The organism is Streptococcus pseudopneumoniae, assembly GCF_001068775.1.
GTDB lineage: Bacteria > Bacillota > Bacilli > Lactobacillales > Streptococcaceae > Streptococcus > Streptococcus pseudopneumoniae_N.
This window is the reverse complement of sequence record NZ_JWAJ01000140.1, coordinates 1-18,968: the sequence shown is the minus strand read 5'-3', so window position 1 is coordinate 18,968 and position 18,968 is coordinate 1. Positions and strand designations below refer to the sequence as shown.

Sequence of the window (18,968 nt, the reverse complement as noted above, 5' to 3'; positions counted from 1 at the left end):
CAGTTGGTAGTAGCGCATGACTGTTAATCATGATGTCGTAGGTTCGAGTCCTACTGGCGGAGTATGTAGACGTTCTGAGGGACGTCTTTTTTTATCTTTCAGGGGTCATCTTGATCCTTTTTAATTTTGCTCTTTATTAATATTTAATATCTTTTATAAGTTTGTTAGATTTGAGTGTTTTATAGTAGATTGAATCTAGAACAGTACATTACAACTGCTAAAAATATTTCTAGAAATTAGTTTGACTTTCCTAATCTCTCTGTTCATATCTTATTTCAATCCACTATATTTAATGTCATGCGCATTGGAAATAGATTTCCAATTAGAAAATTCTTTCCCACAATCAAAAGTTATAGACCTAAAAAGGTGGCTAGGGACTTGAGACAACCATTGATTAATAGAAGCCTCAATATCACTTGCTCTCCGTCCATTGGTTTTCAGTGCGATGATGGTTTTGAGCAGCGTTCTACTAAGGTAATAACTTCATTTTTGTGTTTTTCTCCCATAATTGTATCCCCTTGTAGATGACCGAATTCCGTCTTAAAATCAGGATAACTGTCTGCTCTCTCACGTAAATCTCTACGAAACGCTTGTTTTCCTTGTTTTTCGCTATGATTATTTGGTTTTCTGGAGGTCCTCTTTCTTAAAAATACCGCGGTCTGCTAGTCGATAGAGAGTTCTCATAGGACAAGAAATCCTATCTGGATGAGCTCCCTTAATGACATCAAGGCTCCAGATTAGATTTAAATGAGTTTGAATAAAGTCTTTTTCTGCTTGCGAAAGACTTGTTTTATTCCTGCCACTGCGATTCTTATTGACTTTATATCGCTTATAGTAATCATAAGCGGAGTGCCCCTCTTTCAGATAGTTGATGCCATTGTAGATTGTCTGTTTTGATCTTCCTAGTGAGTTCGCAATATCTGAAACTTTTATGTTTTCTTGAGAGTAAGACTTTATCATTACGAGTTCGTTTGTGGTAATATGTGTATAGGTCATTTATGTTAGTTCCTTTCAGACAAATGTGGTAGTTTATCTGAGCCTAACAAATATGTTTTTTTCTGTCTAGCTTAATTTTACAAATTGGGATTATAAAGTATACTAGCATAATTCCTACAGTATTTTTTTTCATTACAGAAATTTTAGATCTTTTTTGAAATGTAGTATTGTGCACCTGATCTGTTAGTTTTCTTTATCTGTTATTTATTTGAATATTCATTATAGTACATGATGGAAGTATCTTCCCTGGTTCTTCTATTTTTTTGTTATACTCATTTTATCAATAGAAATGGAGTCAAATAAAATGATTGAACAGATTTATGAACAATATCTTGATTTTTATGATGTTATTGAAAAGGAATATAGTTATTTAGTAGATAATGATTTAGAATGGGAAGTTTTTCATCTTCGATTTTTACTCTATTATTTAGTTCGGTACAAGTTTGATATTATGAATCCTTTATTTTCTTACCACTATAGAGCTTGCTACCGTTTGTATATTGAACAGTTATTGATGTCAAATGATTATGTTGTAGGATAATCTGTAATTACTGTTATTTCCGAACAATTTTATACTTTTATATTGTCATGATAAAAATTTACAATATTTTTTCAATATGAATTTTTCAATGTTCACTAAATTCCTAATGTTTCTGGTCTTTTGTCTTGAAAAAATTGAGAATCTTTATTATAATAAATTGTAAGATATAATTGCAGGTGAGATTCCTGCCATGTATGTGAGAAAGGAAGAGCCTGAGGGCTCAGACAAGATTATGACTTCAGTTGTTGTTGTAGGTACCCAGTGGGGTGATGAAGGTAAAGGGAAGATTACAGACTTCCTTTCAGCTAATGCAGAAGTGATTGCGCGTTACCAAGGTGGTGATAATGCTGGTCACACAATTGTGATTGATGGAAAGAAATTTAAGTTGCACTTGATTCCTTCTGGAATTTTCTTCCCTGAAAAAATTTCTGTCATTGGGAATGGGATGGTTGTAAATCCTAAGTCACTTGTAAAAGAGTTGAGCTATCTTCATGATGAAGGTGTTACAACAGATAATCTACGTATTTCTGATCGTGCGCATGTTATTTTGCCGTACCACATCGAGTTAGACCGTCTGCAAGAAGAAGCTAAGGGTGAAAATAAGATTGGTACTACTATCAAGGGTATCGGACCAGCTTATATGGATAAGGCTGCTCGTGTGGGGATTCGTATCGCTGATCTTTTGGATAAAGATATTTTCCGTGAGCGATTAGAACGTAACCTTGCTGAGAAGAATCGTTTGTTTGAAAAATTGTACGATAGTAACCCTATTTCAATTGATGATATTTTTGAAGAATATTATGAGTATGGTCAACAAATTAAGCAATATGTCACAGATACTTCGGTTATTTTAAATGATGCGCTTGATAATGGCAAACGTGTTCTATTTGAAGGTGCCCAAGGTGTCATGCTAGATATTGACCAAGGTACTTATCCATTTGTTACGTCATCAAACCCTGTTGCGGGTGGTGTGACGATCGGTTCAGGTGTTGGTCCAAGCAAGATTGACAAGGTTGTAGGTGTATGTAAAGCTTACACAAGTCGCGTTGGTGATGGTCCTTTCCCAACTGAGTTGTTTGATGAAGTTGGAGAGCGTATCCGTGAAATTGGTCATGAATATGGGACAACAACTGGTCGTCCACGTCGTGTAGGTTGGTTTGACTCAGTTGTGATGCGTCATAGCCGTCGTGTTTCTGGTATCACTAACCTTTCATTGAACTCTATCGATGTTTTGAGTGGATTGGATACAGTGAAAATCTGTGTGGCTTATGATCTTGATGGTCAACGCATTGACTACTATCCAGCTAGTCTTGAACAATTGAAACGTTGCAAGCCTATCTATGAAGAGTTACCAGGTTGGTCAGAAGATATTACTGGAGTTCGTAATTTGGAAGATCTTCCTGAGAATGCGCGTAACTATGTTCGTCGTGTTAGCGAATTGGTTGGCGTTCGTATCTCTACTTTCTCAGTAGGTCCTGGTCGTGAACAAACAAATATTTTAGAAAGTGTTTGGTCATAAGAGATTTTTTAAGATTTGTTTAAGATAGTTCAGCTATACTATAGACAGTTACAAGAAGTCCTCCTAACTTGTTGTAACAAATATCCTAAACTTTTCTTTTTCATAATAATCTCCCTATAAAGTCACCGCATTCGGTGGCTTTTTTTATGTAGTGAAACATGGTATAATGATAAAATTGATGATAGTCAGTGAAAATTAAAGAGTAAACTAGTAAATTAGTTATGAATTGATAAAAATATTATTTTGAAGTTGCAGATGTTAGTATTACCTTAATGCTAAGGGACCTCTGATATATTTGGAAGAGATTTTAAAAGATAATAAGCAGGAAAAGAGAGAAGTTATGGATTATACAGTTGAAGAAAAAGAAGCATTTATGAGAGAGGCCTTAAATGAGGCGAAGATTGCTCTTGAACACGATGAAATTCCAATTGGTTGTGTGATTGTCAAGGACGGAAAAATCATTGGCCGTGGGCACAATGCGCGTGAGGAGTTGCAACGTGCGGTTATGCATGCGGAGATTATGGCCATAGAGAATGCTAATGTAAGGGAAGAGAGCTGGCGTTTGTTGGATTGCACACTTTTTGTGACTATAGAGCCCTGCGTTATGTGTAGTGGGGCGATTGGGTTAGCTCGCATCCCAAAGGTGGTCTATGGAGCTAAAAACCAGAAATTTGGCGCCGCTGGCAGCCTCTACGATATCTTAACAGATGAGCGCCTAAATCATCGTGTAGAGGTTGAAACAGGGATTTTAGAGAGTGAATGTGCAGGCATTATGCAGGAATTTTTCAGAAATCGACGGAAAAAATAATTTCTCTTTTAAAATCTTGAGGAATGTGGTATAATAACTAATGGAGCAACAGTTCTGCGTGAAGCGGGTCAGGGGAGGAATCCAGCAGCCCTAAGCGATGTGAATTGTGTGCTCTTTTTTTGTGCTTTAAAGAAAATAGTTTAAGTATGGCGAAATAGGAATGAGTTTGTTAATAAAAGGGAAAATAAGGGACATTTGAAAAATCTTTAAATTTTTTTGGTATGATTTTATTGTTTGCTTTTTGATAGGACACTTTTCTTTATTTTATATAGAAGATTTTTCGTGCTTTTTTCGAATAAATAAGATAAAATAGCCTAGAATAAATGATAATAGAAAAGAGAAGATTATGAAAATTCGTGGTTTTGAACTAGTTTCTAGTTTTACAGATGAAAATTTGCTACCAAAGCGTGAGACAGCGCATGCGGCTGGTTATGATTTAAAGGTTGCGGAGCGTACAGTCATTGCTCCAGGAGAAATCGTCCTCGTCCCAACTGGGGTCAAGGCTTATATGCAACCGACTGAGGTTCTCTACCTCTATGATCGTTCTTCAAATCCTCGTAAAAAGGGCTTGGTTTTAATTAACTCAGTTGGGGTTATTGATGGGGATTATTATGGAAATCCTGGAAATGAAGGACATATCTTTGCACAGATGAAGAACATTACTGATCAAGAAGTGATTCTTGAAGTTGGGGAACGCGTGGTTCAGGCTGTCTTTGCTCCATTTTTGATTGCGGATGGCGATGCGGCAGATGGTGTTCGGACTGGTGGATTTGGATCAACTGGGCACTAAGATGAAGATTATCTTTGTACGTCACGGGGAGCCAGATTATAGTATGCTTGATAAACTTGAAAATCCGCAACTATATAGTGGTTTTGGTCGTGATTTAGCACCATTGACAGGAAAAGGTCGCAGTCTGGCAAAAGAAGTTGCTAAAACTGCATGTTTTGGAAAGGCAGAGATTATTATTTCCTCGTCTGTGACGAGGGCTTTAGAAACAGCCCATTATATAGCAGTTGAAACAGGATTGGACTTATTTGTAGAGCCGTTTTTTCATGAGTGGCGTCCAGACTTAGATGGCACTAACTCTGATTTAACTAGTGTATTGGTAGCTCATGAATATTATCTAAAACATCAAGGAGGTTTATCTGAAGATTCTCCTTATCGCTATGAAACTGATCTAGAGATGCGTCATCGTTTTTTAAAAGCTTTGGAAAAATATAAAAATTATAAAACTATTATCATTGTAACTCACGGAATGCTCATGCGCCAATTTGTACCAGACGAGAAGATTGATTTTTGCCAAGTGATTGAATGTGAGATAGAGATATAGAAAGAGGTTTATTATCTCAAAGAAAAAGGCGACATTTGTGTGTCAAAATTGTGAATATAATTCCCCCAAGTATTTAGGGCGCTGTCCAAACTGTAGGTCTTGGTCTTCTTTTGTTGAGGAGGTTGAGGTTGCAGAGGTCAAGAATGTGCGTGTGTCCTTGACGGGGGAGAAAAGACAGAAAGAAGAAATTTGCGACCGGCTTGCTGCTTGTATCTTCTCGTATCTTTGAGAAGCGTCGGGCTTCTTGCTTTACTAATCCAGATTTAGAGGAAAACGGTGCTAAAAGCATAGAGTTTATAGGGGTAGATGGCAATGGCTGTGTTAAGGCTTCCGTTTTGGCAGCTACCAAGGAGAATTAATAGTTTTATGGGGATCTTAATATGAAAATTATTTTTATCCGTCACGGGGAGCCAAATTACCGTGAGTTAGAGGAGCGTTCCTATACTGGATTCGGGATAGATTTGGCACCCTTATCTGAGAAAGGAAGACAACAAGCTCAGGAACTTTGCAAAAATCCTTTGTTTGGCTCAGCTGATATCTTGGTGTCTTCTGCAGTGACGCGAGCTTTAGAAACGGCTTTTTATGTATCCTGTGCTACTGGCCTTCCTTTGAGAGTGGAGCCATTATTGCATGAATGGCAGGTTTATGAAACAGGTATAGAGAACTTTGAAACAGCTAGATGTCTGTTTTTAGAAAACAAGGGGGAGTTGCTCCCAAATTCTCCTGTTCAATATGAGACAGCTGTAGAGATGAAGTCTCGTTTTCTAGAATGCATGGCTAAGTATCGGGAACATCAAACTGTGGTAGTTGTAGCCCATCGCATGCTCATGCGCCAATTTGTACCAGATGAGAAGATTGATTTTTGCCAAGTGATTGAGTGTGAGATAGAGATTTAGAAAGAGGTTTATTATCGCAAAGAAAAAGGCGACATTTGTGTGTCAAAATTGTGAATATAATTCACCCAAGTATCTAGGACGGTGTCCAAACTGTGGGTCTTGGTCTTCTTTTGTTGAGGAAGTTGAGGTTGCAGAGGTCAAGAATGCGCGTGTGTCCTTGACAGGGGAGAAAACCAAGCCTATGAAACTGGCTGAAGTGACCTCCATCAATGTCAATCGAACAAAGACCGAAATGGAGGAGTTCAATCGTGTGCTTGGAGGCGGTGTGGTACCAGGGAGTCTCGTCCTAATTGGTGGAGATCCAGGTATTGGGAAATCAACCCTGCTCTTACAAGTCTCAACCCAGCTGTCTCAAGTAGGGACAGTTCTCTATGTCAGTGGGGAGGAGTCTGCTCAGCAAATCAAACTCCGTGCAGAGCGTTTAGGTGATATTGATAGTGAGTTTTATCTCTATGCAGAGACCAATATGCAGAGCGTACGGGCAGAAATAGAGAGAATTCAGCCAGATTTTCTCATCATCGACTCTATCCAGACTATCATGTCTCCTGAGATTTCTGGAGTTCAAGGTTCTGTGTCTCAGGTGCGTGAGGTGACTGCAGAACTCATGCAGCTGGCCAAAACCAATAACATTGCCATCTTTATTGTGGGGCATGTGACTAAGGAAGGAACCTTGGCGGGTCCTCGTATGTTGGAGCATATGGTGGATACGGTGCTTTACTTTGAAGGGGAGCGTCACCATACTTTTCGTATTCTGAGAGCGGTCAAAAATCGTTTTGGTTCCACTAATGAGATTGGGATTTTTGAGATGCAGTCAGGTGGCTTGGTTGAGGTGCTCAATCCTAGTCAAGTTTTCCTAGAAGAACGTTTAGATGGAGCAACTGGTTCGTCCATCGTGGTGACTATGGAAGGGACGCGTCCGATTTTAGCAGAGGTACAGGCCTTGGTGACACCGACTATGTTTGGAAATGCCAAGAGGACTACAACAGGCCTTGATTTCAATCGTGCTAGCTTGATTATGGCTGTTTTGGAGAAACGGGCAGGTTTGCTTCTCCAAAATCAGGATGCTTATCTCAAATCTGCTGGTGGTGTCAAATTGGATGAGCCTGCTATTGATTTGGCAGTTGCGGTTGCTATAGCTTCGAGCTATAAGGACAAGCCAACCAATCCTCAGGAATGTTTTGTAGGAGAATTAGGTTTGACTGGAGAAATTCGGCGCGTGAATCGTATTGAGCAACGGATCAATGAAGCTGCTAAACTTGGATTTACAAAAATCTATGTACCTAAGAATTCCTTGACAGGTATTAAGCCACCTAAGGAAATTCAGGTGATTGGAGTGACGACTATCGGAGAAGTCTTGAAAAAAGTATTTGCCTAATAGTCTTACTCAGTTTTAGATTGCAAAACACTTTATAGCCAATATTTATTAAAAACAAGGAGGAATTTCTGATGAAATTTTCTATGGACAGTCAAATGCAATTTCCTTTGGTAGAGTTGTCACTTAATCAAGGAGAAACCGTCTATATCCAGCGTGGCAGCATGGTCTACCATACACCTAATGTAAGTCTAAACACCCAGCTCAATGCTAGCGGTTCTGGTTTGGGGCGTTTTGTCAAAGCCGTAGGGCGTTCGATGGTCTCTGGAGAAAGTACCTTCATTACTCAAGCAGTTGCAGAGTCTGACAACGCCAACCTTGCTCTAGCACCAGATACTCCTGGTCAAGTGATTGCTCTTGAACTAGGTGAAAAGCAGTATCGATTGAATGATGGGGCCTTTCTAGCTCTTGATGGTACAGCCTTCTATACAATGGAACGTCAATCTATTGGAAAAGCTCTGTTCGGAGGTCAAGGTGGTCTTTTCGTAATGACTACCCAAGGTCAGGGAACTCTTTTGGCCAATGCTTTTGGTTCTATTAAGAAAATTGAGCTGCAAAACCAAGAAATAACTATAGACAATGCCCATGTGGTAGCTTGGAGTCAATCTTTAGACTATAATATCCACTTAGAAAATGGCTTCTGGCAGTCTATTGGTACAGGCGAAGGAGTGGTGAATACCTTCCGAGGTACCGGTGAGGTCTATGTACAAAGTCTCAATCTTCAAAGCTTTGCAGGCTCTCTTAACAAGTATATTCAAAAAGGTTCATAATAATAAAAAAACTAGGGCAGAAACTCAAGCTAGAAGCTGGATGTCTCTGTCCTGGTTTTTTAATAGGGAGGTTGACAGCTGACAAATACTCTTAAAAATGATAAGATAGGAGAAATGTTTGATTATCAAATTTTCAAAGGGGAAAATCGTGTCGTATTTTGAACAGTTTATGCAAGCCAACCAGGCTTATGTTGCCCTGCATGGGCAGTTAAATCTGCCAATCAAGCCGAAAACAAGAGTAGCCATTGTGACTTGTATGGACTCACGTCTGCACGTTGCACAAGCTTTGGGGTTAGCTCTGGGAGATGCCCACATTTTACGGAATGCGGGCGGTCGAGTGACAGACGATATGATTCGCTCACTCGTGATTTCTCAGCAACAAATGGGAACAAGAGAGATTGTGGTTCTTCATCATACAGATTGTGGTGCTCAGACATTTCAAAACGAAGAGTTTCAAGAACATTTAAAAGCTGAATTAGGGGTTGATGTCTCGGGTCAAGATTTTCTCCCTTTTCAAGACGTTGAGGAGAGTGTTCGTGAGGATATGCAGTTACTTCGAGAATGCCCATTGATTCCAGATGATGTGGTTATTTCAGGGGCTGTTTATGATGTGGATACAGGTAGTATGAGAGAGGTATACTAACTTTTCATTTGTGAGTTCCTATCTTCCTATGAGATAGAATGTCTAAGTTGTCACATTTCAGCTTGAATATAAGGAATATAAATGAGCACAAGACAAGGGGATAAATGTCCATTCTTGTCTTATTTTTTATTGAAAAATCAAGAAAAAAGCGCTACAATGGTAGTTGGAAAAATTTTGTGAAAAAACACAAGTGATACATAAATACTGGAGGAAATCATGTCTTTTTCTGATTTAAAGCTGTTTGCCCTTTCTTCAAATAGAGAATTGGCAGAGCGTGTGGCGCAAGAGATTGGGATAGAGTTGGGAAAATCGACTGTACGTCAATTTTCAGATGGAGAAATTCAAGTTAATATCGAGGAATCGATCCGTGGGAAACACGTCTTTATCCTACAATCAACTAGCTCACCTGTAAATGACAATCTGCTAGAAATTTTGATTATGGTAGATGCTTTGAAACGCGCCAGTGCAGAATCTGTCAACGTTGTTATGCCTTACTATGGCTATGCACGTCAGGATAGAAAGGCGAGAGCGCGTGAGCCAATCACTTCAAAACTTGTAGCAAATATGCTAGAAGTGGCTGGAGTGGATCGTTTATTGACGATTGACTTGCATGCTGCACAGATTCAGGGATTCTTTGATATTCCTGTCGATCACTTGATGGGTGCTCCTTTAATTGCAGACTACTTTGAGCGTCGTGGCATGGTTGGTTCTGACTATGTGGTTGTCAGTCCAGACCATGGTGGGGTGACTCGTGCTCGTAAATTGGCAGAGTTTTTGAAAACTCCGATTGCCATTATTGATAAACGTCGTAGCGTGGACAAGATGAATACCAGTGAAGTGATGAACATCATTGGTAAGGTAGAAGGCAAGACTTGTATCTTGATTGACGATATGATCGATACAGCTGGAACTATTTGCCATGCGGCGGATGCTCTTGCAGAAGCTGGTGCTGTCGAAGTTTATGCAAGCTGTACGCACCCAGTTCTTTCAGGGCCTGCTATGGATAATATCCAAAAATCAGCTATTAAAAAATTAGTTGTTTTGGATACTATCTACCTACCAGAAGAGCGTTTAATTGATAAGATTGAGCAAATCTCTATCGCTCATCTCTTGGCAGATGCTATTATCCGTATCCATGAAAAACGTCCTCTATCTCCATTATTTAGTATTGAGAAAAAAATCTAACGAATTCGTTAGATCAGACAAAACTCCTAATAAAGTGATAGACCTTGTTGGGAGTTTTCTTAATTAGATCAGAAAAATGTGAAAATTTCACTAATTGTTCGTTTTTTAGTCCATTTTTTTCCTTAATCTTTCGAGAATATTGCTTGTTTTTTAAGAATATAATAAATTTTACTCGTTTTTTACCAGAAATTTTAAAAATAGTTTAAGAAAAAGCTTGACAACTTAAATATATGTGATATAATTTGAGGTAGTAAGGATTATCCTTATAATTAAAATTAAACTTAAAGAGGAGATAAAACAATGAAAAAAGTTTTATTGGCATCAGTAGCAGCTCTTGCAGTATTCTCAGCAGCAGCTCCAGTTTTTGCACAAGGAGAAAACCCAGCTTCTTCTAACCAATTGATCCAAAAGAAATATGTTTCTGAACGTGATATTGCAGATCAAGCTTATGCATACGTAGAAGCTCACCCAGAAGATATCGCAGCAGCTGTTGAAAAAGAACCTTCAGTGATTGCAGCTCGTGCAGAACTTGCTAAAGCTCAAGCAATCGTTGGTCACACTCATGAAAAAGCTGTAGCAACTGCTAAAGCTAACCTTGATGAAGTTTTGGCTGACGCAACAAATTCACAACGTAACCGTGCAATCCAATACTTGCAAGAAACATACCGTAACGCAGCTAAAGCTCAAGGTAACTACTGGAACGACCCAACTGGTGTTGAAGATAACAAACCTAACCCAACTCGTATCGCTGAAGACCAAGCTAACCAAACAGGTAAAGCTGCATCTGCTGATCAAGCAGCAGCTAACCAAACAGGTAAAGCTGCATCTGCTGATCAAGCAGCAGCTGACCAAGCAGCAACTAAACCAGAAGATGGTAAACCAGGTGCTGTAGACCAAGCTAAAAAAGCAGACGAAGCAGCTAAAAAAGCTGGCGCAAATGCTAAAGCAGGTCAAAAAGCTCTTCCAAAAACACACGCTGCTAAATAATTTTATTTAAAAAGTAGCCAATCACTGAAACTTGGTTTCAGTGATTTTTTTGGTAAAAAATGAGGGAGGAAAAGATGAGTAGACGTTCTACGACAAAGAAATCACCAATTACTAAAATAATTGCTTCTATCGTTGCAGTAGCTATCGTTGCTTTGGGAGGCTTCTTTATCTATAAAAGCTTCCTGGCTCCGACAGAGAATAAACAAAATGATGCAAAGGTTACTCAGGAAGCTCCAAAGCAAACCTATACTGCTAGCCAAGAAGAAAAAGAATATCTCGCTAATAAGTTTAAAGGCTTGCTCGCAACAAACTCTGAAACGGTTGGTTATGTATATATTCCTGGTACACAGTTAGATGAGCCAGTCGTTCAAACAACGGATAATGCGACTTATTTGGATAAGCGTTTTGATGGCGTTAACGAACCTTTAATGGGTGCAGTCTTTATGGATGCTGATAACAAGAAGGACTTTAGTGATCGATTGACTTGGTTATTTGGTCACGCTCGTGGTAGTAAAGTGCCTGACCACCGCATGTTTAAAGATGTGAATTACTTCAGTCGCCAGGAATATTTTGATGCACATCCTTATGTTGTCATTGAAACTCCAGAGAGAAAGTATTATTATGAAGCTGTTGCTATGATTATTGTTCCAGAAGAAACAGCTTTTTACCGTACTTCTTTTGATGATGATGCGGATTTTGAGAAACAGCTAAATATTATTTATGACACTGCAGAGGTTAAGAAACCAAATGTTAAGGTATCAGCTAAGGATAAATATCTTGTTCTTTCTACTTGTCGTGAAGAAGATGATACGATTCGTGCCAATCTCTACCTTCGACAAATTCCTGACTCAGAGATGAGTGACTTTGTCAAACAACATGGAGAAAGCCTTCAGTATAAACCAACAAGAGAATAATCTTTAAATAAAATTTTTATGAATCCTCCTCAAATTAAATGAAATAGTTTAATTTTGGGAGGATTTTTGATTTTATAGTAAATTTCTGCAAACCCTTTCGAAATATGCTATACTGATGAAAAAGGAGGATTTTTATGACTCAAGAATTTATCAATCCAAGTGATGGCGTGATCCGTCAGTATCTAGAAACCAGTAAAACTCTAGCAGTAGTGGGCTTGTCTGACCGTGAGGAAACAACTAGCAATCGAGTGACAAAGGAAATGCAGGCTCGTGGCTATAAAATCATACCAGTAAACCCTAAGGCTGCAGGTGGGGAAATCTTGGGAGAAAAGGCTTATGCCAGTCTAGCTGAGATTCCTTTTTCTGTAGATATCGTCAATGTCTATCGTCGTAGTGAGTTTCTACCAGATGTGGCACGAGATTTTCTCAAGGCTGATGCTAAGATTTTCTGGGCGCAACTAGGACTTGAAAGTCTAGAAGCAGAAGAAATCTTGCGTGCTGGAGGTTGCGATGATATCGTGATGAACCGTTGTATTAAGAGAGAACATACACGCTTAATTCTTGAACAATAAAAAGGTAGCTTGCGAGCTACCTTTTGTGTTATACTCAATGAAAATCAAAGAGCAAACTAGGAAACTAGCCGCAGGCTGTACTTGAGTACGGCAAGGCGACGTTGACGTGGTTTGAATTTGATTTTCGAAGAGTATTAGAAAATACCGATGAGCGTTTGCATACCGAGACTAGTCAGGATGATGGCAATCCAGCAGAGAGCTCCGAGAAGAATGGATTTACCGCTGGACTTAATCATAGCGATGAGGTTGGTTTTGAGACCAATAGCACTCATAGCCATGATGATGAGGAATTTGGAGAGTTGTTTGAGAGGTGAAAAGAAGCTATTGCTGACACCTAAGGAAGTAAGGACTGTGGTTAGCAGAGAAGCTAGGATGAAGTAGAGAATGAAAACAGGGAAGATTTTTTTAAGTTTTACCCCTTGGTTGTTTCCTTGTTGACGACTTTGCCAGTAGGAGAGAAAGAGAGTGATGGGGATGATAGCCAGAGTACGTGTGAGTTTGACAATGGTTGCGGATTCGAGGGTATTAGTCTGGTAGAGACTGTCCCAGGCGCTGGCGGTAGCCGTTACAGAGGAAGTATCATTGACCGCAGTTCCTGCAAAGAGGGCAAAGCCTTCGTTGGAAAGATGGAGCCAGGTTCCTAGAGTTGGGAAGATAAGAGCTGCCAAGACATTGAAGAAAAAGATAACAGAAATGGCTTGTGCGACTTCTTTTTCCTTGGCATGGATGACAGGAGCAGTCGCTGCAATGGCAGAACCGCCACAGATAGAGGAACCGACACCGATCAAGGTAGCTAGCTTTGTATCTAGGTCAAAAAAGCGCTGGAAGAGATAGGCTATAATCAAAGCAATTGAAATAGTTGAGAGGATGACTGGGAGGGAAGATTTTCCAACTGCGAAAACTTGAGAGATATTGAGTCCAAACCCAAGCAAGATAACTGCATACTGAAGCAATTTCTTGGAGCTGTAAGTCAAACCAGCATCTAGTTGTTTATAGGAAGTGAGAAATGGGTGGAGAATCATGCCAATAAAGATGGCAAAGACAGGTGCCCCGACAACAGGCAAGAAGCCTCCTAAAATCCAAGAAATGATAGATATGATAAGACAGACCAAAAGTCCAGCCCAATTTTTTGATAGAAATGACATAAAAACCTCCGAAAATAAATACTCCTTATTATAATCTTATCTGTCAGAAAAGTAAAGAGAAAGTAAAGTTTAATAATTATTTGACAAGTTTCTCAAATTTATGTGATTAGAACTGTAACGAAGTCTTGGAAAAAACAGAAATACCAGAGCTCCACCTCTGGTATTTCTGTTTGTCTAGTCATATTAAAACTAAACTCAGGTTATATTTTTTTGTCGCACTTATCTAACCACTTTCTGACTATCCACTCAGAAATGACATTACCGATCTAGTAATCAATAATGGTGCTAGAATAGTTGTAACGAAGATTAGCAAAACCGTATTTTACAAAGGTATACTCTGTAATATTTAAATCCTTATTAAATCAACGTTTCTAAAGAAAAAGTAGCTGTAAAATATTATATATACAGCGTATTGTTAAACCAAGACGGTACCAAAAATTAAGGTTTCGGAGCTTATAAAATAAAGAAAGATATCTCAATCAGTTGAGCTTTTTTTAGTACCATTTTGTAGCAAAGTGACATAGTCGCTTTTTATGTGGAATAGGTGAGATAAAAAAATAGTGTTTTGTTTTTGGTCGATGAAGTAGAGTAAGACATACTGGCCGATAATTTTTCCTCGTGTAGGGTACTTACTATTAATCTTTACACCAATTTTTTCATCGGCGTCAAAACCAGCCTCAGGAAAGACTTCTAAACTTTTTAAGCCATCTAAAATTTTACCCACAGTATTTTTAGCAGACTGAGGTGATAAAAGAACAGTAGTGATGTAATCATGAATACTGTCAATAGCTTGGCTCACTTCATCAGAAATAATTACTTTATAAGCCATAGCGTGCCCTCATACTGTCTAGGGAAGTCCCTTTTCCTGCTTCATATTCTCTTAAGGCTCGTTCGGATTGAGCTTGTAATTCCTCAATCAACTGTTCACGGTGTAAATCTTCTGCAGTCTTGATTGGCAAGTCCTGTTCGAGGACAATCTGCTCTATAAAAAGAGTGATAGCATCCGTCATGGTCATTCCTTTTTCCTTGATAATGGCTCTAGCTTGTTCCATTGCTAACTCATTGATTTTAAAATTGTATTGCTTAACAAGTGATTTAGTCATGGTATATCTCCGTTCTATATCGTGTATATCCAGTATATATTTTTTGAACTTTTTTTGCAAGAAAAAAACTCTTGAATATACTCCAAGAGTGAAACGAATAGGACCAGTGGTGGAGCGGGTTCTTTACAGCCTAAAGTTGAAGGTAGTGCCAAACCTGAAGCTGAATCATCAGCAACATTTGAGCAAACTGTTACCAGTCACCCGACATCATCCTATCCTTAGTTATAAGTTTAGAATAAATAAGAGAGAATATCAACAATAATTCTTATTACAACCATCTGTCCTGTACCTTTGTTTGATTTTCTTGTTTTTGAATAAATTGCCTGACTGTATCTTTCAAATGTTTCTGCAATTCAAGAATCTGACTAAATTCATTTAGACTAGCCTGATTATCTTCGTTTACTTTTTTTGTGATCTGATTTATATTGCCCCCTATCCGATTTATTTCCTTACATAACTTCTCAATACTCGTCGAAAATCTCCTAATACGTTGTCATCTTCGACTTACCTAACTTTAGTTATGCTTTCACCTCAATTCCTAGTTTCATGAGATTTTCATTGAGTATTCTAAAAACATAGTGTTGTAATAAATTTAAATGAACATACATCAGTTGCTTATGCTAGTGTGATTTTGCGGTTGGGGGGCTTTTGTAGTATAATAGTCATATGTCCTTTAAGTAAGGAGGGTATCTATGGACTTAACCAAGCGATTTAATAAACAATTAGATAAGATTCAAATTTCCTTGATTCGTCAGTTTGACCAGGCTATTTCAGAGATTCCTGGGGTTCTACGTCTGACATTGGGAGAGCCTGACTTCACAACTCCAGACCATGTCAAGGAGGCGGCTAAGCGCGCCATTGACCAAAATCAATCCTACTATACAGGGATGAGTGGTTTGATGACTTTACGCCAGGCAGCTAGTGATTTTGTAAGAGAAAAATACCAGCTAGACTATAATCCTAAAAATGAAATCTTGGTCACAATTGGTGCGACAGAGGCTCTATCAGCTACTTTGACAGCTATTTTAGAAGAGGGTGACAAGGTTCTCTTGCCAGCTCCTGCCTATCCAGGTTATGAACCAATTGTTAATCTAGTTGGTGCAGAGATTGTCGAGATTGATACGACTGAAAATGGTTTTGTCTTGACTCCTGAAATGCTGGAGAAGGCAATTCTGGAGCAGGGTGACAAGCTCAAGGCTGTTATTCTTAACTATCCAGCCAATCCTACAGGGATTACTTATAGTCGCGAACAGTTGGAAGCCTTGGCTGACGTTTTACGCAAGTATGAGATTTTCGTTGTCTGTGATGAGGTCTACTCAGAATTAACTTATACAGGGGAAAATCATGTATCTTTGGGAACGATGCTGAGATATCAGGCCATTATTATTAACGGTTTATCTAAATCCCATGCTATGACAGGTTGGCGTTTAGGTTTTATCTTTGCTCCAGCAAATTTCACAGCCCAGTTAATCAAGAGTCATCAGTACTTGGTCACTGCCGCAAATACCATGGCTCAACATGCTGCGGTGGAAGCCTTGACGGCTGGTAAGAACGATGCAGAGCCGATGAAGAAGGAGTATATCCAACGTCGGGACTACATTATCGAGAAGATGACTGACCTTGGTTTTGAAATCATCAAGCCAGACGGTGCTTTTTATATCTTTGCTAAGATTCCAGCAGGCTATAATCAAGATTCCTTTGCTTTTCTGAAGGATTTTGCTCAGAAGAAGGCTGTTGCCTTTATCCCTGGTGCAGCTTTTGGTCAATATGGAGAAGGTTATGTGCGCTTGTCTTATGCGGCTAGTATGGAAACCATCAGAGAGGCTATGAAACGTCTTGAGGAGTACATGAGAGAAGCATGATTCAGTCTATTACGAGTCAGGGGTTGGTGCTCTACAATCGTAATTTTCGTGAGGATGACAAGCTAGTCAAGATTTTTACAGAGCAGGTCGGTAAGCGCATGTTTTTTGTCAAACATGCCGGTCAATCCAAACTGGCTCCAGTTATTCAACCTTTGGTGCTGGCTCGTTTTCTTTTACGAATCAATGATGATGGGCTTAGTTATATTGAAGACTATCATGAGGTGATGACCTTTCCAAAAATCAATAGTGATCTCTTTGTCATGGCCTATGCGACCTATGTGGCAGCTCTGGCAGATGCTAGTTTGCAGGACAATCAACAGGATGCTCCCTTGTTTGCTTTTTTACAAAAGACTTTAGAGTTGATGGAAGAGGGTTTGGATTATCAAGTTTTGACTAATATTTTTGAAATTCAGATTTTGACACGTTTTGGGATCAGTCTTAACTTTAATGAGTGTGTCTTTTGCCATCGGGTCGGTCAGGCTTTTGACTTTTCTTTCAAATATGGCGCTTGCTTATGTCCTGAGCATTATCATGAGGATGAGAAACGTTGTCATCTGAATCCAAACATTCCCTATCTGCTCAATCAATTTCAAGCTATTAACTTTGAGACTTTAGAGACTATTTCTCTCAAGCCTGAAATCAAGCAAGAATTGCGTCAGTTCATGGATCAAATTTATGAAGAATACGTAGGAATTCACCTAAAATCAAAGAAATTTATTGATTCCCTAGCTGATTGGGGACAATTACTAAAAGAGGAAGACAAATGAAAAAAATCGCAGTAGATGCAATGGGTGGCGATTATGCACCTCAAGCTATTGTAGAGGGAGTCAATCAAGCCCTTGCTGACTTTTCAGATATTGAGATTCAACTTTACGGAGATGAAAGTAAAATTAAGCAATATCTAACAGCTACAGATCGCATCAGTATTATCCATACAGATGAGAAAATTGATTCAGACGATGAACCAACAAAAGCCATCCGTAAGAAGAAAAATGCAAGCATGGTCTTGGCGGCCAAGGCCGTCAAAGATGGGGAGGCAGATGCCGTGCTCTCTGCAGGAAATACCGGTGCTTTGCTAGCGGCAGGATTTTTCATCGTTGGTCGCATCAAGAATATTGACCGACCTGGACTTATGTCAACCTTACCAACAGTTGATGGGAAAGGTTTTGATATGCTAGATCTCGGTGCCAATGCAGAAAACACAGCCCATCATCTTCATCAATATGCCATCCTAGGTTCTTTCTACGCTAAAAATGTTCGTGGAATTGCAAAACCACGAGTTGGTTTGCTTAATAACGGGACAGAGAGCAGTAAGGGAGATCCACTCCGCAAGGAAACTTATGACTTGCTAGTAGCTGATGAGAGTTTGAACTTTATCGGTAATGTGGAAGCGCGTGATTTGATGGAGGGTGTTGCAGATGTTGTCGTGGCAGACGGTTTCACGGGAAACGCTGTGCTAAAATCCATCGAAGGTACAGCCATGGGAATCATGAGCTTACTTAAAAATGCTATTACAGGTGGTGGACTTCGAGCAAAACTTGGTGCTCTTCTTCTCAAGGATAGCCTTAGAGGTTTGAAAAAGCAGCTCAACTATTCAGATGTTGGGGGTGCAGTCTTGTTTGGTGTTAAGGCGCCTGTTGTCAAGACTCATGGCTCAAGTGATGCCAAGGCTGTGTACAGTACGATTCGTCAGATTCGTACCATGCTAAAAACAGACGTAGTTGCTCAAACTGCGCATGAATTTTCAGGAGAATAATATATATGACAGAAAAAGAAATTTTTGACCGTATCGTGACCATTATCCAAGAACGTCAAGGAGAAGACTTTGTAGTCACAGAGGCCTTGAGCTTGAAGGATGATTTGGATGCTGATTCGGTAGATTTGATGGAATTTGTTCTAACCGTTGAGGATGAATTTGGAATTGAAATCAGTGATGAAGAAATCGACCATCTTCAAAGTGTGGCAGATGTATTGAAAGCCATTAAAGATAAAATCTAATATATAGCAACATGCAAGTCATGTTGTTTTTTTATTTCTCGAAAAAAGATATAGTCAATTGAAACAAGAACAAGACAAAAGAGCCTCGAAAAAAGGGCTCTATAATTTCTGTAGTGGGTAAATCCCCTATAGATATTATGGAGCCTATTTTGTTGTAGAAAAAAAGTCCCATAAGACCTATAATGAAAAGCAACCAAACCATCATTAGAAAGAATCTTATGGAACAATTAAATTTTATCACAAACTTACTCGGAATTAAAGACAAGAACATCATAATCTTGGATTATCTTGATGCTGGAACGCATAAAGAAATCATCGCTAAGCTA

At 39.1% G+C, this 18,968-nt stretch carries 21 protein-coding genes, 1 other RNA gene and 3 pseudogenes; 20 read left to right on the top strand and 5 right to left on the bottom strand.

From position 1 onward, the window contains the following. Window positions 1–291: 291 nt before the first annotated feature. Window positions 292–996, bottom strand: a pseudogene (locus ADF68_RS11740) (IS30 family transposase); the annotation flags it as partial. Window positions 997–1,300: 304 nt separating this feature from the next. Here ADF68_RS11740 and comW point away from each other — a divergent pair. The 16 genes and pseudogenes from comW to ADF68_RS08370 all read left to right on the top strand — a co-directional run bounded on the left by comW (window position 1,301) and on the right by ADF68_RS08370 (window position 12,534). Then, complete coding sequence (gene comW / locus ADF68_RS08430) at window positions 1,301–1,537, top strand: sigma(X)-activator ComW (RefSeq protein ID WP_049549423.1); 237 nt, start codon at window positions 1,301–1,303, stop codon at window positions 1,535–1,537. Window positions 1,538–1,769: 232 nt separating this feature from the next. Then, window positions 1,770–3,056 (top strand): adenylosuccinate synthase, encoded by a 1,287-nt coding sequence (locus tag ADF68_RS08425; RefSeq protein WP_049549424.1) that lies wholly within the window; start codon window positions 1,770–1,772, stop codon window positions 3,054–3,056. Between the two features lie 340 nt (window positions 3,057–3,396). Beyond that, the gene (gene tadA / locus ADF68_RS08420; protein WP_049549422.1) at window positions 3,397–3,864 is read left to right on the top strand and encodes a tRNA adenosine(34) deaminase TadA; all 468 of its coding nucleotides are present in this window, start codon (window positions 3,397–3,399) and stop codon (window positions 3,862–3,864) included. A 32-nt stretch (window positions 3,865–3,896) separates the two neighbouring features. Beyond that, window positions 3,897–3,994: signal recognition particle sRNA small type (gene ffs, locus ADF68_RS10205), an RNA gene on the top strand. A gap of 216 nt (window positions 3,995–4,210) precedes the next feature. Further along, the gene (locus ADF68_RS08415; RefSeq protein ID WP_049549421.1) at window positions 4,211–4,654 is read left to right on the top strand and encodes a dUTP diphosphatase; all 444 of its coding nucleotides are present in this window, start codon (window positions 4,211–4,213) and stop codon (window positions 4,652–4,654) included. A gap of 1 nt (window position 4,655) precedes the next feature. Then, window positions 4,656–5,195, top strand: coding sequence for a histidine phosphatase family protein (locus ADF68_RS08410; RefSeq protein ID WP_044020007.1), 540 nt, complete (start codon window positions 4,656–4,658; stop codon window positions 5,193–5,195). 10 nt (window positions 5,196–5,205) lie between these two features. Continuing rightward, window positions 5,206–5,367 (top strand): annotated as a pseudogene (locus ADF68_RS10990) (DNA repair protein RadA); the annotation flags it as partial. Next, window positions 5,363–5,551: pseudogene (locus ADF68_RS11500) on the top strand (cysteine hydrolase); the annotation flags it as partial. The pseudogenes ADF68_RS10990 and ADF68_RS11500, both read left to right, overlap by 5 nt. Before the next feature lie 24 nt (window positions 5,552–5,575). Further along, window positions 5,576–6,091: a histidine phosphatase family protein gene (locus ADF68_RS08405; RefSeq protein WP_049549420.1), complete on the top strand. Its 516-nt coding sequence runs from the start codon at window positions 5,576–5,578 to the stop codon at window positions 6,089–6,091. Between the two features lie 10 nt (window positions 6,092–6,101). After that, a complete protein-coding gene (gene radA, locus ADF68_RS08400; RefSeq protein WP_080979404.1) occupies window positions 6,102–7,466 on the top strand; it encodes a DNA repair protein RadA in 1,365 nt (454 codons plus the stop codon). A gap of 71 nt (window positions 7,467–7,537) precedes the next feature. Beyond that, window positions 7,538–8,233 carry a TIGR00266 family protein gene (locus ADF68_RS08395; protein ID WP_049549419.1) on the top strand — a complete coding sequence of 232 codons (696 nt, stop codon included), beginning with the start codon at window positions 7,538–7,540 and terminating at the stop codon, window positions 8,231–8,233. A 148-nt stretch (window positions 8,234–8,381) separates the two neighbouring features. After that, on the top strand, window positions 8,382–8,876 hold the full coding sequence (locus tag ADF68_RS08390; RefSeq protein WP_025171246.1) for a beta-class carbonic anhydrase: 495 nt from the start codon (window positions 8,382–8,384) through the stop codon (window positions 8,874–8,876). A 216-nt stretch (window positions 8,877–9,092) separates the two neighbouring features. Further along, window positions 9,093–10,061 carry a ribose-phosphate diphosphokinase gene (locus ADF68_RS08385; RefSeq protein ID WP_000010179.1) on the top strand — a complete coding sequence of 323 codons (969 nt, stop codon included), beginning with the start codon at window positions 9,093–9,095 and terminating at the stop codon, window positions 10,059–10,061. Between the two features lie 300 nt (window positions 10,062–10,361). After that, window positions 10,362–11,048 (top strand): amylase-binding adhesin AbpA, encoded by a 687-nt coding sequence (gene abpA / locus ADF68_RS08380; RefSeq protein ID WP_049549418.1) that lies wholly within the window; start codon window positions 10,362–10,364, stop codon window positions 11,046–11,048. 74 nt (window positions 11,049–11,122) lie between these two features. Further along, entirely contained in the window at window positions 11,123–11,962 is an 840-nt protein-coding gene (srtB, locus tag ADF68_RS08375; protein ID WP_049549417.1) for a class B sortase, LPKTxAVK-specific, read from the top strand. Window positions 11,963–12,096: 134 nt separating this feature from the next. After that, complete coding sequence (locus ADF68_RS08370) at window positions 12,097–12,534, top strand: CoA-binding protein (protein WP_049549416.1); 438 nt, start codon at window positions 12,097–12,099, stop codon at window positions 12,532–12,534. Between the two features lie 134 nt (window positions 12,535–12,668). Here ADF68_RS08370 and ADF68_RS08365 read toward each other — a convergent pair whose 3' ends face one another. The 4 genes from ADF68_RS08365 to ADF68_RS10670 form a co-directional block, all read right to left on the bottom strand. Then, the gene (locus ADF68_RS08365; RefSeq protein ID WP_049549415.1) at window positions 12,669–13,679 is read right to left on the bottom strand and encodes a YeiH family protein; all 1,011 of its coding nucleotides are present in this window, start codon (window positions 13,677–13,679) and stop codon (window positions 12,669–12,671) included. A 475-nt stretch (window positions 13,680–14,154) separates the two neighbouring features. Then, window positions 14,155–14,508 carry a type II toxin-antitoxin system RelE/ParE family toxin gene (locus ADF68_RS08360; protein ID WP_049549414.1) on the bottom strand — a complete coding sequence of 118 codons (354 nt, stop codon included), beginning with the start codon at window positions 14,506–14,508 and terminating at the stop codon, window positions 14,155–14,157. Then, complete coding sequence (locus ADF68_RS08355) at window positions 14,498–14,782, bottom strand: type II toxin-antitoxin system RelB/DinJ family antitoxin (protein WP_049549413.1); 285 nt, start codon at window positions 14,780–14,782, stop codon at window positions 14,498–14,500. Before ADF68_RS08355 ends, ADF68_RS08360 begins: the two co-directional genes overlap by 11 nt. A gap of 268 nt (window positions 14,783–15,050) precedes the next feature. After that, window positions 15,051–15,218 (bottom strand): hypothetical protein, encoded by a 168-nt coding sequence (locus ADF68_RS10670; protein ID WP_398578169.1) that lies wholly within the window; start codon window positions 15,216–15,218, stop codon window positions 15,051–15,053. Between the two features lie 256 nt (window positions 15,219–15,474). On the opposite strand from ADF68_RS10670, the gene ADF68_RS08350 reads away from it, so the two are divergent. Genes ADF68_RS08350 through ADF68_RS08335 form a run of 4 tightly spaced genes read left to right on the top strand, consistent with a single transcriptional unit; the run spans window position 15,475 to window position 18,642 of the window. Beyond that, window positions 15,475–16,644, top strand: a complete 1,170-nt coding sequence (locus ADF68_RS08350; RefSeq protein WP_049549412.1) for a pyridoxal phosphate-dependent aminotransferase — start codon at window positions 15,475–15,477, stop codon at window positions 16,642–16,644. Further along, window positions 16,641–17,411: a DNA repair protein RecO gene (gene recO / locus ADF68_RS08345; RefSeq protein WP_049549411.1), complete on the top strand. Its 771-nt coding sequence runs from the start codon at window positions 16,641–16,643 to the stop codon at window positions 17,409–17,411. The genes ADF68_RS08350 and recO overlap by 4 nt, the downstream gene beginning before the upstream one ends. After that, window positions 17,408–18,400 carry a phosphate acyltransferase PlsX gene (plsX, locus tag ADF68_RS08340; RefSeq protein WP_049549410.1) on the top strand — a complete coding sequence of 331 codons (993 nt, stop codon included), beginning with the start codon at window positions 17,408–17,410 and terminating at the stop codon, window positions 18,398–18,400. The genes recO and plsX overlap by 4 nt, the downstream gene beginning before the upstream one ends. Window positions 18,401–18,405: 5 nt before the next feature. Continuing rightward, window positions 18,406–18,642, top strand: a complete 237-nt coding sequence (locus ADF68_RS08335; protein WP_049549409.1) for an acyl carrier protein — start codon at window positions 18,406–18,408, stop codon at window positions 18,640–18,642. Window positions 18,643–18,968 lie beyond the last annotated feature (326 nt).

What these genes read in the sequence shown, in the direction of transcription:
- abpA (WP_049549418.1), top strand. Translation starts at nt 10,362, where the DNA reads ATGAAAAAAGTTTTATTGGCATCAGTAGCAGCTCTTGCAGTATTCTCA.
- ADF68_RS08395 (WP_049549419.1), top strand. Translation starts at nt 7,538, where the DNA reads ATGAAATTTTCTATGGACAGTCAAATGCAATTTCCTTTGGTAGAGTTG.
- ADF68_RS08355 (WP_049549413.1), bottom strand. Translation starts at nt 14,782, where the DNA reads ATGACTAAATCACTTGTTAAGCAATACAATTTTAAAATCAATGAGTTA.
- ADF68_RS08370 (WP_049549416.1), top strand. Translation starts at nt 12,097, where the DNA reads ATGACTCAAGAATTTATCAATCCAAGTGATGGCGTGATCCGTCAGTAT.
- ADF68_RS08360 (WP_049549414.1), bottom strand. Translation starts at nt 14,508, where the DNA reads ATGGCTTATAAAGTAATTATTTCTGATGAAGTGAGCCAAGCTATTGAC.
- ADF68_RS08425 (WP_049549424.1), top strand. Translation starts at nt 1,770, where the DNA reads ATGACTTCAGTTGTTGTTGTAGGTACCCAGTGGGGTGATGAAGGTAAA.
- ADF68_RS08350 (WP_049549412.1), top strand. Translation starts at nt 15,475, where the DNA reads ATGGACTTAACCAAGCGATTTAATAAACAATTAGATAAGATTCAAATT.
- recO (WP_049549411.1), top strand. Translation starts at nt 16,641, where the DNA reads ATGATTCAGTCTATTACGAGTCAGGGGTTGGTGCTCTACAATCGTAAT.
- ADF68_RS08335 (WP_049549409.1), top strand. Translation starts at nt 18,406, where the DNA reads ATGACAGAAAAAGAAATTTTTGACCGTATCGTGACCATTATCCAAGAA.
- tadA (WP_049549422.1), top strand. Translation starts at nt 3,397, where the DNA reads ATGGATTATACAGTTGAAGAAAAAGAAGCATTTATGAGAGAGGCCTTA.
- ADF68_RS08415 (WP_049549421.1), top strand. Translation starts at nt 4,211, where the DNA reads ATGAAAATTCGTGGTTTTGAACTAGTTTCTAGTTTTACAGATGAAAAT.
- comW (WP_049549423.1), top strand. Translation starts at nt 1,301, where the DNA reads ATGATTGAACAGATTTATGAACAATATCTTGATTTTTATGATGTTATT.
- plsX (WP_049549410.1), top strand. Translation starts at nt 17,408, where the DNA reads ATGAAAAAAATCGCAGTAGATGCAATGGGTGGCGATTATGCACCTCAA.
- ADF68_RS08405 (WP_049549420.1), top strand. Translation starts at nt 5,576, where the DNA reads ATGAAAATTATTTTTATCCGTCACGGGGAGCCAAATTACCGTGAGTTA.
- srtB (WP_049549417.1), top strand. Translation starts at nt 11,123, where the DNA reads ATGAGTAGACGTTCTACGACAAAGAAATCACCAATTACTAAAATAATT.
- ADF68_RS08365 (WP_049549415.1), bottom strand. Translation starts at nt 13,679, where the DNA reads ATGTCATTTCTATCAAAAAATTGGGCTGGACTTTTGGTCTGTCTTATC.
- ADF68_RS08410 (WP_044020007.1), top strand. Translation starts at nt 4,656, where the DNA reads ATGAAGATTATCTTTGTACGTCACGGGGAGCCAGATTATAGTATGCTT.
- ADF68_RS08385 (WP_000010179.1), top strand. Translation starts at nt 9,093, where the DNA reads ATGTCTTTTTCTGATTTAAAGCTGTTTGCCCTTTCTTCAAATAGAGAA.